This is a genomic window from Salmonella sp. A7 (genome assembly GCF_020181675.1).
Taxonomy (GTDB): domain Bacteria; phylum Pseudomonadota; class Gammaproteobacteria; order Enterobacterales; family Enterobacteriaceae; genus Salmonella; species Salmonella enterica.
This window is the reverse complement of the sequence record NZ_CP084001.1, coordinates 379,061-393,052: the sequence shown is the minus strand read 5'-3', so window position 1 is coordinate 393,052 and position 13,992 is coordinate 379,061. Positions and strand designations below refer to the sequence as shown.

Sequence of the window (13,992 nt, the reverse complement as noted above, 5' to 3'; positions counted from 1 at the left end):
TCATTTGTACTGCATCGCGGCGGCAACTGAGCAACAAATTCGTCAGGAACGAATTTGAACAGCCGCTGGCTGCCTTCGGTGAGGGACAAGGATGTCCCTCATTAATCCCCAGTCACATAGTTCACTATGTGACTGGGGTGAGCGAGGGCAGCCAACAAAGAGGCAGTGCAAAGGATGAAGTGAGAAAAGGATAATCAAATGTTTACAGACACTATCAATAAGTGTGCGGCTAACGCTGCGCGCATCGCACGCCTGTCGGCGAATAATCCGCTCGGCTTCTGGGTCAGTTCGGCAATGGCCGGGGCTTATGTCGGTCTCGGCATCATTCTTATTTTCACCCTCGGCAATCTGCTCGACCCGTCCGTGCGTCCTTTGGTAATGGGTGCCACTTTTGGTATCGCCTTAACGCTGGTCATCATCGCCGGTTCCGAACTGTTTACCGGCCACACCATGTTCCTGACGCTGGGCGTCAAAGCTGGCACCATCAGCCACGGTCAAATGTGGGCTATCCTGCCGCAAACCTGGCTCGGCAACCTGGTCGGCTCCGTCTTTGTCGCCCTGCTTTACAGCTGGGGCGGCGGCAGTTTGTTGCCGGTCGATACCAGCATCGTTCACTCAGTCGCGCTGGCGAAAACCACCGCGCCCGCCACGGTACTGTTCTTCAAAGGCGCGCTGTGTAACTGGCTGGTTTGTCTGGCAATCTGGATGGCGATCCGCACCGAAGGCACGGCAAAATTTCTTGCTATCTGGTGGTGTCTGCTGGCGTTTATCGCTTCCGGCTACGAGCACTCTGTCGCGAATATGACGCTGTTCGCCCTCTCCTGGTTTGGTCATCACAGCGACGCTTATACCTTGTCCGGAATCGGACACAATCTGTTGTGGGTCACTCTGGGTAATACTTTGTCCGGCGTCGTGTTCATGGGATTGGGTTATTGGTATGCTACGCCGAAATCGGAGCGTCCGGCTCCGGCAAAAATCAATCAGCCAGAGGCTGCTGCCAATAATTAAGGGGTAATGTCGTGGACCATTTGCCTATATTTTGTCAATTACGCGACCGCGACTGTCTGATCGTCGGCGGTGGCGATGTCGCAGAACGCAAAGCACGGTTATTGCTGGAAGCAGGCGCACGTTTAACGGTCAATGCGCTCACCTTTATTCCACAGTTCACCGTATGGGCAAATGAAGGCATGTTGACTCTGGTTGAGGGACCGTTCGACGAAACGCTTCTCGACTCGTGTTGGCTGGCGATCGCGGCTACCGACGACGATACCGTCAACCAGCGCGTCAGTGAAGCGGCGGAGTCACGCCGCATCTTCTGCAACGTGGTGGATGCGCCGAAAGCCGCCAGCTTTATCATGCCCTCCATTATTGACCGCTCGCCGCTGATGGTCGCCGTCTCCTCGGGCGGCACTTCTCCGGTGCTGGCGCGTCTGCTGCGCGAGAAACTGGAGTCGCTGCTGCCGCAGCATCTGGGGCAGGTCGCGCGCTACGCCGGGCAACTCCGCGCCCGAGTGAAAAAGCAGTTTGCCACGATGGGCGAACGTCGTCGCTTCTGGGAGAAATTTTTCGTCAATGACCGACTGGCGCAGTCGCTGGCGAATGCCGATGAGAAAGCGGTTAATGCGACAACCGAGCACCTGTTTAGCGAACCGCTGGATCACCGTGGCGAAGTCGTGCTGGTTGGCGCCGGGCCGGGCGATGCCGGACTGCTGACGCTGAAAGGATTACAACAAATCCAACAGGCGGATATCGTGGTTTACGATCGCCTCGTCTCCGACGACATTATGAACCTGGTACGCCGCGATGCCGATCGGGTCTTTGTGGGGAAACGCGCGGGTTACCACTGCGTCCCACAGGAGGAAATCAACCAGATCCTGCTGCGTGAAGCGCAAAAAGGTAAACGCGTGGTACGCCTGAAAGGCGGCGATCCCTTTATCTTTGGTCGCGGCGGCGAAGAGCTGGAAACGCTGTGCCATGCCGGTATTCCTTTCTCGGTCGTGCCGGGGATTACCGCGGCTTCCGGCTGCTCCGCCTACTCCGGTATTCCGCTAACCCATCGCGATTACGCCCAGAGCGTACGTCTGGTCACGGGTCACCTGAAAACCGGCGGCGAGCTGGACTGGGAAAACCTGGCGGCAGAAAAACAGACGCTGGTGTTCTACATGGGGCTTAATCAGGCAGCAACTATCCAGGAAAAACTGATCGCATTCGGTATGCAGGCCGATATGCCGGTTGCGCTGGTAGAAAACGGCACCTCCGTGAAGCAACGCGTCGTCCACGGTGTGCTGACGCAGCTCGGGGAATTAGCGCAACAGGTTGAAAGCCCGGCGCTGATTATCGTTGGCCGGGTCGTTGGTTTACGCGATAAATTAAATTGGTTCTCTAATCATTAATTAAAATAAGGCCCTGTTATTCAGGGCTTTATTTTACAACTACTCGTAACCCCAAATTATTTTTACTTAAAATTAAATTAAGCAATCCATTTTAAATACACCACGTGAATTTAAATATTAATAATATTGCGTAAAAACCCTTTTCTTCGTCAAATTCCCCTATCATTCATTCACCTAATAAATAACACCGTTAAGCACTCAATTTGACCTGACCTGGTTATCGGGTGATAAAATAAACACTAAAGCATAATTTTCTTCTGGCCATTTCATCATTGCCTGTATCGCTCTCTGCATATGTTTAGTACGCAAGGAAAATATTAATTAAGGATGAACCCTATGCAAAAGAAAAAACTTATTTCTATCGCGATCGCTTTAACGCTACAAAGTTATTACATTCCGGCCATCGCCGCAGAAAATAACGATGATGAAAAAGAATGTCCCAGTAATATCTCCTCCCTGCCTAAAGAAAAACGCGCAAAACTCTCACCGACCTGCCTTGCTACATTACCTGAAAATGATAATCACTGGGGCTGGGTTGCTGGCGGCGTTGCTGCGCTGGTCGCAGGTGTGGCTATTGGCGTTGAAAATAACGGTGGCGGAGATTCTACTCATTCTTATACCCCCCCTACGCCCGACAATGGAGGCAACGTCACTCCGCCCGACGATGGCGGCAGCGTCACCCCGCCCGACGATGGTGGCGATGACGATGTGACCCCGCCTGATGATAGCGGCGATGACGATGTCACCCCGCCCGATGATAGCGGCGATGACGATGTAACCCCGCCTGACGATAGCGGCGATGACGATGTGACCCCACCCGATGATAGCGGTGATGACGATGTAACCCCGCCTGACGATAGCGGCGATGACGATGTGACCCCGCCAGACGATAGCGGCGATGACGATGTGACCCCGCCTGACGATAGCGGCGATGACGATGTGACCCCGCCTGACGATAGCGGCGATGATGATGTGACCCCGCCCGATGATAGCGGCGATGACGATGTGACCCCGCCTGACGATAGCGGCGATGATGATGTAACCCCGCCTGACGATAGCGGCGATGACGATGTAACCCCGCCTGACGATAGCGGCGATGACGACGACACACCCACAGATAATTCTGTTACTACCTTCAGCAACGGCGTCACCATCGATAAAGGCAAAGACACCCTGGCCTTCGATAGCTTCAAACTGGATAACGGCAGCGTTCTCGAGGGCGCCGTGTGGAATTATTCAGAACAGGATGACCAGTGGCAGTTGACCACCGAAGACGGCAAAACGCTGAACGTCACCGGCTGGGACGTGACTGACGCCAATGCCGCCGTGATTGAAGGCACCCAGGAAAACGGTCTCTACTGGAAGTACGACAGCCGGGGCTATCTGATTATTGCCGACGATAACACCACGGTTATCACCGGCGACGGCGAATCGCATACCTCCGATCGCGGCATGGATATCAGCGGCCAGGATCGCACCGGCGTGATTATTTCCGGCGATCGAACCGTCAACACGCTCACCGGGGACTCCAGTGTGACCGACGGCGCCACCGGCATGGTGATCTCCGGCGACGGCACCACCAACACCATTTCGGGCCATTCAACGGTAGACAACGCCATCGGCGCGCTGATTTCCGGTAATAATACCACCACCGATTTTTCCGGCGACATTACCGTGAGCGGCGGCGGCACCGCCATCATCATCGATGGCGACAACGCCACGGTTCAGAATACCGGTACTTCCAGTATCAGCGGCGCAGGCTCCACTGGCACCACCATTGACGGCAATAACGCGCGCGTCAGCAACGACGGCGATATGACCATCACCGACGGCGCCACCGGCGGCCATATTATCGGCGACAACGCGGTTATCGATAATGTCGGGGACACCACCGTCAGCGGCGCGGGGTCCGCTGCGTTGTATGTCGATGGCGATAACACGCTCATTATCAATGAAGGCGATCAGACCATCTCCGGCGGCGCGACCGGTACGCGAATTGACGGCAGTAAGGCCCGTATCGCCAATACCGGCGATATCGCAGTGGATGGCGCAGGCTCTGCCGCTGTAGTTATCAATGGCGACAACGGCAGTCTGACCCAGGCGGGCGATCTGCTGGTCACCGACGGCGCGATGGGTATCATCACCTACGGCACCGGAAATGAAGCAAAAAATACCGGTAACGCCACCGTCCGCGATCAGGACTCGGTGGGTTTTGTGGTCGCTGGCGAACAAAACGCCTTCCGCAACAAAGGGAATATTAACGTCAGCCTCAACGGCACCGGCGCGCTGGTGAGCGGCAATACGTCACAGGTTACGCTGGATGGCGATATTAACGTTATTTCCGTGCAGGACAGCGATGGCGTATTCCGCGGCGCGACGGGCGTAAACGTGAGCGGCGACAGCAACACCGTCAATATCGCAGGCAACGTGAATATGAGCGCTGAGTTCGAGCAAAATTCTTTGATCGCCGGCGATACCCCGCTAACCGGCGTCACCGTTAACGGCGCCAACAACGATATCACCCTTGATGGCACATTTGACATCAACGTCGGCGATCTGTCGACAGTCAGTGGACAAGCGTTGAGCGTTATCGGTCTGAACGTTACGGGCGAGGGTAACAACGTAGATATCCGCGGCGGTATTAGCATTACCCATAGCCAGAATACGGATGGCTCGGTCAGCATCGTCACAGGCATCAATCTCAACGGCGACAGCGAAGTTACGCTAAGCGGTCAGTCCACAATAGATACAGCCACCATGATAGGAGGCGCTGTCACACTGGCCAAGGTCAGCAACGGCGGTTCTCTGATTCTGGATGACAATTCAATCATTGATATTAATGTCAATTATATAGATGTTAGCGCTTCCATTAACAATGCGCTATTAGTCGCTAACGGAGAAAATTCATCAATTGCGAACCAGGGCGATATCACAAGCCACGGCGTCTATTCCATTATGCGCGTCGACAATGGCGCAACTATCAGCAACAGCGGTGAGATCCTGGTTTACGCAACCAGTAACGGCGGCGGCGACGATCGTACTGCCGTTGCCCGCGCCGACGACGCAGGTTCGGTAATTCATAACCAATCTGGCGGTGATATCACCATCATATCTGACCAGCAACCTGTAAAATATAAAGGTTTTTCCTTTTTCCCGCTGAAATGGTACAACCATACCTTCTATGCAATGCTCGCTTCTGGATATGGCGATGTTGTCAATGATGAAGACGCCGCCATCCATTTGCAGGGCGCAGGCGTATATGGCGTTAGCGCCATCAAAGGAGCGGCGCTAAACGCAGGCGATATTTATCTGGATGGTTTTGTCCCGACGCTGGACGATGAAGGTGATATTACCAGCACAAGCTACTGGCATCCGTCATCGCTCTATCTCACCAGTGCAGGTATGGTCGCAGGCTCAACTGATGGCGGTGACGGCGACGCCACAGCCACCAATACCGGCACCATTAACGTAAATAACGCCGGGTTCGGCATGATGGCGCTCAATGGCGGCACCGCCATTAACCAGGGCACCATTAATCTCACCGCCGATGAGGGCGTCACCAAAATTGATGATAACCAGCTGGTCGGCATGGCGGCGCTCAACGGCGGGACCGTCATCAACGATACCACTGGCACCATCAATATCGATGCCTCTTACGGTAAACCGTTCCTGGCCGACAACAACAGCAGCGTGATTAACTACGGCACCGTGTGCTTTGACAGCAACTGTCAGAGCAGCGACCAGTACAACCCGACCGACAGCAACGTCTCCCTGGCTTTTGCTGATGGCGATGTCATTACCGCCGCAGGTGAAACGCTTACTGGCGAAACCATTATCACCAGTCCGATCGCAACGCAGACCGTACACGTCACCAACGCAGGCATCGTCAGCGGCGGCAAGGTCACCGTCAGAAATTACGGTGATGTCACCAACGAGTCCACCGGCAGCATCAGCAGCGTCGGCATCGACAAAGGCGGCGTCTATACCAACGAGGGAACAACGGCTGCCGTTTCCGTAGACGGCGGCGTGTTCAACAATACCGGCACCGTGACCGGGAAAACGGGGACCACGGTAGCGGGTTCCATTATCAACAACAGCGGCTCCATGAACGCGGTTGAGCAGTGGGCCAGCACCATGAATAACACAGGCACAGTGTCGGCCTGGGTCGGCGCATCGGGCAGTACGGTACTGAATAACTACTCAGGCGGCGAAATCGATAAGCTGAACTTTACCGGTGCCGCAACCGTTAATAACGCAGGGATCATCAACAATGGTTCTGTTGATAAAGGCGGTACGTTTAATAACCTCGAAGGCGGCGTTGTAACGCTAATAAACGACGGCCTGTGGGCTGGCGCCTTCAATAACTGGGGAACGGTGAATAGCGATGCCGATATCGCCACCGGCGGGAGCGGGCACACCCTGTATAACGGCAGCACCGGTGTTATTAACGGGCAGATCACCACGGCGAAAAATAACGGCGGCAGCAAGGCGATTAACGACGGCACCATCAACATTGATAAAACCGGCAATGTGGCGATGTCGGCGCATGGCAGCGCGAAGATGGTCAACAACGGTGAAATTAACGTCGGTACTAAAGGCACCACGCAGACCGGCATGGTCGGGATGCAGCTTGAGTCTGATGCCAAATCCGATGCGGTTATCGAAAACAACGGCACTATCAATATCTACGCCAGCAATTCTTATGCATTCAGTCAACTGAGCAGCAACGGCCATATCGTCAACAACGGTACGGTCTATATTGATGACAGCGTAACCGGCTCCGGCTTTATCAAGCAGAGCGGTAAAACCATCGAAGGCAGCGGTGAAAACGGCGACGGTACGGAAGTGCATTATGTTGACTTCATTGCGCCAACGGAACCGACCATTAACGATGGCATGGCGACCGTGACCACCGGCGACAGCGCAGGCTCATCCACCACCAACAACCTGTCCGGCTACGTGGTCGGCACCAGCGCCGACGGCAGCGCCGGTAAGCTCAAGGTCAGCAACGCCAGCATGAACGGCGTGGAAATCAACACCGGCTTTGCCGCAGGTACCGCCGACACCACCGTCAGCTTCGACAACGTGGTCGAAGGCAGCAACCTGTCTGACGCCGGCGCTATCCAGTCCACCACCGTGGTGTGGAACGCGCAGGGAAGCCAGGACAGCGACGGCAACGTTGACGTCACCATGACCAAAAACGCCTATGCCGATGTGGCGACCGACGCCAGCGTCTCCGGCGTGGCGAGTGCGCTCGACGCCGGTTACACCAACAACGAGCTGTATACCAGCCTCAACGTTGGCACCACCGCCGAACTGAACAACGCTCTGAAACAGGTCAGCGGCGCTCAGGCCACCACCGTGTTCCGCGAAGCGCGCATCCTCAGTAACCGCTTTAACATGCTGGCCGACGCGGCCCCGCAGATTAAAGACGGCCTGGCGTTTAACGTAGTGGCGAAAGGCGATCCGCGCGCTGAACTGGGCAACGACACTCAGTACGACATGCTGGCGCTGCGCCAGAAGCTGGATTTGACCACAAGCCAGAATCTGACGCTGGAGTACGGTATTGCGCGTCTGGATGGCGACGGTTCAAAAACCGCGGGCGATAACGGCCTGACCGGCGGCTACAGTCAGTTCTTCGGCCTGAAGCACAGCATGGCGTTTGAAGAAGGTCTGGCGTGGAATAACAGCCTGCGTTATGACGTGCATAACCTGGACAGCAGTCGCTCCGTCTCTTACGGCGACACCAACAAGGTGGCGGATTCCGACGTACGTCAGCAGTACCTTGAGTTCCGCAGCGAAGGGGCAAAAACCTTCACTCTGATGAGTGATACGCTGAAAGTCACGCCGTATGCCGGGGTGAAATTCCGCCACACCATGGAAGATGGCTACAAAGAGCGCAGCGCCGGAGATTTTAACCTGTCCATGAACTCTGGCAACGAAACGGCGGTAGACTCTCTTGTCGGTCTGAAGCTGGATTACGCCGGGAAAGACGGTTGGAGCGCCACCGCTACCCTGGAAGGTGGCCCGAACCTGAGCTACAGCAAGAGCCAGCGTACAGCGTCATTACAGGGTGCGACGGGTCAATCGTTCGGCATAGATGACGGTCAAAAAGGCGGCGGCGTTAATGGCCTGGCAACCATCGGCGTGAAATATAGCAGCAATGATACTGCGCTACATCTGGATGCGTACCAGTGGAAGGAAGACGGTATCAGCGATAAAGGCTTTATGCTTAACGTTAAGAAAACATTTCGTTAAATAAACGACATTATATAACACTAATACAGGCCGCTTATTATTAAGCGGCCTTTTTTAAATCAGATTTCCAGGTAAAGATGAAGTCCTTATTTGGACTACCTGCATGGTTTATTAATTGCTATCGTACTATACGCTAAATAGATCTTATATTTATTCCACCATTAGTGTTCGTTTTATCAACAAGGATTTTGACATGTTCAAATTTGTAAAAATTGCCATTGTGGCAGGGGTTCTGGCAACGCTCACCGCCTGTACCGGTCATATCGAAAACAAAAAAAACAACTGCAGCTACGATTATTTGCTGCACCCTGCAATTTCTATTTCTAAAATTATTGGTGGTTGCGGCCCGGCTGCCGATCAATAATAGAAACGACTGCGCAGATACAAAAAAACCGGGATTTTCCCGGTTTTTTTACAGGTCAGATAAACGGTACGGCGCAGATGCCTTGTCCAACTTACGCTCGTTTGTAGGCCCGATAAGCTCGCGCCATCGGGCACGCAATACCCCTTACGGTTTCGCCACAAAGCCAATGGCTTCGTAAACGGCTTTCAGCGTTTCGGCCGCACGTGCGCTGGCTTTTTCCGCCCCGTCTTTCATCACCTTCTGCAAGAACGCTTCGTCGTTGCGGAAACGATGATAGCGCTCCTGCAACTCAGACAACATTCCGGAAACCGCCTCCGCCACTTCGCCTTTCAAATGGCCATACATTTTACCTTCAAACTGTTTTTCCAGTTCAGGAATGCTCTGACCGGTCACGGCGGAAAGAATATCCAGCAGGTTAGAGACACCCGCTTTCTCTTTCACATCATAACGCACTACCGGCGGCTCGTCGGAGTCAGTGACCGCTCGTTTGATTTTCTTCACTACCGATTTCGGATCTTCCAGCAGGCCGATCACGTTATTACGATTATCGTCCGATTTGGACATTTTCTTTGTCGGCTCCAGCAGCGACATCACGCGCGCGCCGGATTTTGGAATAAACGGTTCCGGTACTTTGAAAATATCGCCATACAGCCCGTTGAAACGCTGGGCGATATCGCGGCTCAGTTCCAGATGCTGCTTCTGATCTTCGCCTACCGGCACCAGATTGGTTTGGTACAACAGGATGTCTGCCGCCATCAGCACCGGGTAATCAAACAGGCCGGCGTTAATGTTTTCCGCATAGCGCGCAGATTTATCTTTAAACTGCGTCATACGGCTCAGCTCGCCGAAATAGGTATAGCAGTTCAGCGCCCAGCCAAGCTGCGCATGTTCCGGCACATGGGACTGAACGAAAATAGTGCTCTTTTCAGGATCAATACCACATGCCAGGTACAGCGCCAGCGTATCCAGCGTCGCTTTACGTAGCTGCTGCGCGTCCTGACGCACGGTAATAGCATGTTGGTCTACGATGCAGTAGATGCAATGATAGTCATCCTGCATGTTTACCCACTGACGCAATGCCCCCATATAGTTGCCAATGGTCAATTCACCTGAGGGCTGTGCGCCACTAAAAACGATGGGCTTAGTCATTTTTTATTTCCTGGTTATCGCTATGCGGAAGCCCAAGTGCGGGCAAAAGATCGTTAAAACTGTCATAAATGACGTCCGGCTCGCTAAGAGCGATCGCTTCGCCATAATTGTAGCCGTATGTCAGGCCAACCGAAGGGCAGCCCGCCGCTTTTGCAGCCTGAATATCATTACGCGAATCGCCGACAAAAAGCATCTGCTCCGGCATCATGCCCAGCCGGCTTGCCACCAGCAACAGCGGCTCCGGATGCGGCTTCTTATTTTGCACATCATCGCCGCCGATAACCACACTAAAGTATTTGGCGATATCAAGCGATTCCAGCAACGGCGCGACGAACGGCGTCGGTTTGTTGGTCACCAAACCTAATGACAATCCGCTGGCGTGCAGCGCGCCCAGCGTGTCGGCGACATGCGGAAATAAAAAGGTGCCTTCTTCCGCCACTTCGCCATAATACCTGTCGAACAGTTTACGCAGAATGCGTACCTGTTCCTCGGCAGGAATATCTTCATCAACGGGCGGTTTCCCCATCGTCTTACGCAGCGTGGCGCGCTCCTCGCGAGCCCAGGTCAGCGCGCGTTCCATCAATACGTCTGCGCCGTTACCAATCCAGGTAATCACGCGCTCCTCGCCCGCGACCGGCAGTTCCAGCGCATACAGCGCCATATCCACCGCAGCGGCAAGACCCGGCGCGCTATCCACCAGCGTGCCGTCAAGATCAAAGGCGACGCCCCGAATATTCTGCAACTTATCCATGACTTACCTTTGCCAGCTCACTGCGCATTTCATCAATCACTTTTTTGTAGTCGGGCTTATCGAAAATTGCCGACCCCGCAACAAACATGTCCGCGCCTGCTGCGGCGATCTCGCCGATATTGTTCACCTTCACTCCGCCATCCACTTCCAGGCGAATGTCGTAACCGGACGCATCAATGCGGCGTCGCACTTCGCGCAGTTTATCCAGCGTCTGCGGAATAAAAGACTGGCCGCCGAAGCCTGGGTTCACGGACATCAGCAGGATCACATCCAGTTTGTCCATGACGTAATCGAGATAACTGAGCGGCGTTGCCGGGTTGAATACCAGCCCCGCTTTACAGCCGTGCTCTTTAATCAGCTGTAGCGTGCGGTCAACATGTTCGGAGGCTTCCGGGTGAAAGGTAATGATGCTCGCGCCAGCGGCGGCAAAGTCGGGCACGATACGGTCGACTGGCTTGACCATCAGGTGGACATCAATAGGCGCGGTAATACCGTACTGACGCAGGGATTTCAGCACCATCGGGCCGATAGTCAGGTTCGGCACATAGTGATTATCCATGACGTCAAAGTGTACAACATCAGCACCGGCAGCCAGCGCTTTGGCGGTGTCTTCACCCAGGCGAGCAAAATCAGCCGACAGAATTGAGGGGGCAATCAAATACTGTTTCATCCGCTTCTCCTTGAGAATTATTTTCTTGCAGGCGTGGCGACTCCTGGTTGGTACAGAGCCAGCAGTTCGTCCACCTTTTTACGTGTGCCGCCGTTGCTGCTTATACTGCGTCTAACTTTGACGACATGCAATTTTGCGAGTTGATACCACTCGCGTGTGAGCGCCGTATCATGGTTGGAAATGAGCACCGGTATCCGGTTACTGACCAGATTCTCAGCGATTTCCGCCAGATGCGCTTGTTGCGTCAGGCTAAAACTATTGGTGTGATACGCTGTGAAGTTAGCCGTGGCGGACAACGGCGCATAAGGCGGATCGCAATAGACCACCGACGACTTGTCCGCACGCGCCATACTGTCTGCGTATGACTCACAGTAAAAGAACGCATTCTGCGCTTTTTCTGCAAAGTGGTACAACTCCGCTTCCGGGAAGTAAGGTCTTTTATAACGACCAAACGGTACATTAAATTCCCCGCGCAAGTTATAGCGACAGAGTCCGTTATAACCGTAGCGGTTCAGATATAAAAACAGTACCGCCCGACGAAAGGGGTCCTGGCAGGTGTTGAACTCCTCACGGAGTTGGTAATAGACCTCAGCCTGGTTAGTTTCAGGCATAAACAGCTCGCGCGAAGCCTGTACGTACTCGTCAGTACGTAACTTCACGATGTTATAGAGGCTAATAAGGTCGCTGTTGATATCGGCGAGGATATAACGAGAAAAGTCGGTGTTAAGAAACACCGATCCGGCACCCACAAAAGGTTCGACAAGGCACTCGCCTTTTGGCAAATGTCGTTTGATATCATCAAGCAGAGGGTATTTTCCCCCTGCCCACTTCAAAAAAGCGCGATTTTTTTTCATGCTGACTAACTAATTACACCTTCTCCGGCTGTGGAGAAAGCTCCGACAGCATCCTGCGCTTTAGGCTGTGCCGCGTTGCTTTACGGCGCATTTGACGGTAGCAAATGCGCCCCTCGCGCCTGTCCTGAACAAAAATAGCTGTCAGCGACACTCACAGGCAATTGCAGGACACAGCCTGGATTATTTCAGATCGGCCTGAACCTGATGCAACGGTTTTGCCCACGGGTTTTTCGCCTGCACATCGGCAGGTAAGGTGGACACCGCACGTTTAGCATCTTCTTTCGAAGCATACATCCCCGTTACCAGCACATACCACGGCTGTCCATTACGCGTCGTCTCGTATACCACATAATTTTTCAGGTTCTCTTTCTTCGCCCAACCGTTCAGGTTGTCGTAATTTGAAGAACTACTGAGCTGCAATGTGTAGTGGCTGGATGGCGCGCTCTTTAACGCGCCAACGTTGCCGGCGCTTTTTCCGCCGCCTGCGACAGGCGTTGTCGAGGCTTGCGCTGGCTTCGCGGTTTGTACCGGCGCAGTGCTTGCCGTCGCTGTCGGCGCAGCCGTCGTGGTGGTCGCTTTCGGCGTCGCGGCTGGCGCTGCCGGTTCCGTGCGTTTCACTGGCGCGACCGGTTTCTTCGGTTCCGCAGTCGTGGTTTTCGCCGTGGTCTGCGGTTTCTTAGGTTCAATGACGGCCTGTTTACGTTCCGGACGCGTGGTATGACGCTCGGCAGGTTCGCTAACCGCCGCCTGACGCGTCGTGCTGCCATTGCGAACTGGCGCGACGGTGGCAGGCTCTGTCGGCAACGTAGAGTTCACCGCAACATTGTTCATCTGCTCTGGATTCTGCGTCAGCGCATTATTCAGATCGCCCTGCACTTCCACGCGCTGCTGACCGTCAGCGACCACAGGCGACTGTCCCTGCGTCGGCGTTGAAGAAATCGGCGGCAACGAAATATCCTGCGACGTATTGCCCGCGGTTTGTTCTGCGGAGGTGGCGCCCGGCGCAGGCTGGGTCGCATTCGCCTGATCGGCGGCGTTACCGGAAAGATCGATACTCTTTTCGCCAGAGGCCGACGGCTCGCTGGAAGACGTTGAGGGGGCTTTCAGCGCGGAGCCGATACCGATAATCAATAGCAGCAGCACCAGTACGCCAACGCCCATCATCATGTACTGACGAGAGGCTGGCTTATGGGCCGCTTTTTTACGCTTACGTGGACGGCGTTCAACACGCTCTTCGTCCACCGTATCGTCTTCATCGGATTCGTACTCTTCTTCAACTTCAGGTTCTTCACTACGCGCTTTACGCGTACGCGTCGGACGGCGATCGTCGGCATCCAGATCAACGTCATCAAAGTTGATCTGTGGCTCATTATCGCGTTCTGAAGATTGACGAGAACGACCAGTACGACGATCGCTGGGATCGGGTTTCAGCTCGTCTTCTGGTTTGAATTCATCCATTTAACACCCCACTCAAAGGTTAATGCTTACGACATTGCACATAACCTGAAGCTAAAAGACTGACATCTACGCAATATCAGTCTGACCTTTCTTAT

The 13,992-nt window shown here is 54.2% G+C and carries 9 protein-coding genes; 4 read left to right on the top strand and 5 right to left on the bottom strand.

Annotated features, from left to right (window positions below):
- The first annotated feature begins 198 nt into the window (after positions 1–198).
- The 4 genes from nirC to LCS67_RS01725 all read left to right on the top strand — a co-directional run bounded on the left by nirC (position 199) and on the right by LCS67_RS01725 (position 9,015).
- Complete coding sequence (gene nirC, locus LCS67_RS01740) at positions 199–1,008, top strand: nitrite transporter NirC (protein ID WP_000493571.1); 810 nt, start codon at positions 199–201, stop codon at positions 1,006–1,008.
- A gap of 11 nt (positions 1,009–1,019) precedes the next feature.
- Positions 1,020–2,393, top strand: coding sequence for a siroheme synthase CysG (gene cysG / locus LCS67_RS01735; RefSeq protein WP_000349904.1), 1,374 nt, complete (start codon positions 1,020–1,022; stop codon positions 2,391–2,393).
- Positions 2,394–2,729: 336 nt separating this feature from the next.
- Positions 2,730–8,651, top strand: a complete 5,922-nt coding sequence (locus tag LCS67_RS01730; protein ID WP_155982828.1) for an autotransporter domain-containing protein — start codon at positions 2,730–2,732, stop codon at positions 8,649–8,651.
- Between the two features lie 193 nt (positions 8,652–8,844).
- Positions 8,845–9,015, top strand: coding sequence for a YhfL family protein (locus LCS67_RS01725; protein WP_000472321.1), 171 nt, complete (start codon positions 8,845–8,847; stop codon positions 9,013–9,015).
- 144 nt (positions 9,016–9,159) lie between these two features.
- Here the strand turns inward: LCS67_RS01725 and trpS are convergent, their stop codons facing one another.
- The 5 genes from trpS to damX all read right to left on the bottom strand — a co-directional run bounded on the left by trpS (position 9,160) and on the right by damX (position 13,897).
- A complete protein-coding gene (gene trpS / locus LCS67_RS01720) occupies positions 9,160–10,164 on the bottom strand; it encodes a tryptophan--tRNA ligase (protein WP_000165562.1) in 1,005 nt (334 codons plus the stop codon).
- On the bottom strand, positions 10,157–10,915 hold the full coding sequence (gene gph, locus LCS67_RS01715; protein ID WP_000359652.1) for a phosphoglycolate phosphatase: 759 nt from the start codon (positions 10,913–10,915) through the stop codon (positions 10,157–10,159). Before gph ends, trpS begins: the two co-directional genes overlap by 8 nt.
- The gene (gene rpe / locus LCS67_RS01710) at positions 10,908–11,585 is read right to left on the bottom strand and encodes a ribulose-phosphate 3-epimerase (protein WP_000816283.1); all 678 of its coding nucleotides are present in this window, start codon (positions 11,583–11,585) and stop codon (positions 10,908–10,910) included. The genes gph and rpe overlap by 8 nt, the downstream gene beginning before the upstream one ends.
- Positions 11,586–11,602: 17 nt before the next feature.
- On the bottom strand, positions 11,603–12,439 hold the full coding sequence (gene dam, locus LCS67_RS01705) for an adenine-specific DNA-methyltransferase (RefSeq protein ID WP_000742132.1): 837 nt from the start codon (positions 12,437–12,439) through the stop codon (positions 11,603–11,605).
- 180 nt (positions 12,440–12,619) lie between these two features.
- The gene (damX, locus tag LCS67_RS01700) at positions 12,620–13,897 is read right to left on the bottom strand and encodes a cell division protein DamX (protein ID WP_000343143.1); all 1,278 of its coding nucleotides are present in this window, start codon (positions 13,895–13,897) and stop codon (positions 12,620–12,622) included.
- Between the last annotated feature and the right edge of the window lie 95 nt (positions 13,898–13,992).

Excerpts from the sequence above, each read along its gene's own strand:
- trpS (WP_000165562.1), bottom strand. The coding sequence starts at position 10,164 with ATGACTAAGCCCATCGTTTTTAGTGGCGCACAGCCCTCAGGTGAATTG.
- dam (WP_000742132.1), bottom strand. The coding sequence starts at position 12,439 with ATGAAAAAAAATCGCGCTTTTTTGAAGTGGGCAGGGGGAAAATACCCT.
- LCS67_RS01730 (WP_155982828.1), top strand. The coding sequence starts at position 2,730 with ATGCAAAAGAAAAAACTTATTTCTATCGCGATCGCTTTAACGCTACAA.
- damX (WP_000343143.1), bottom strand. The coding sequence starts at position 13,897 with ATGGATGAATTCAAACCAGAAGACGAGCTGAAACCCGATCCCAGCGAT.
- gph (WP_000359652.1), bottom strand. The coding sequence starts at position 10,915 with ATGGATAAGTTGCAGAATATTCGGGGCGTCGCCTTTGATCTTGACGGC.
- rpe (WP_000816283.1), bottom strand. The coding sequence starts at position 11,585 with ATGAAACAGTATTTGATTGCCCCCTCAATTCTGTCGGCTGATTTTGCT.
- nirC (WP_000493571.1), top strand. The coding sequence starts at position 199 with ATGTTTACAGACACTATCAATAAGTGTGCGGCTAACGCTGCGCGCATC.
- LCS67_RS01725 (WP_000472321.1), top strand. The coding sequence starts at position 8,845 with ATGTTCAAATTTGTAAAAATTGCCATTGTGGCAGGGGTTCTGGCAACG.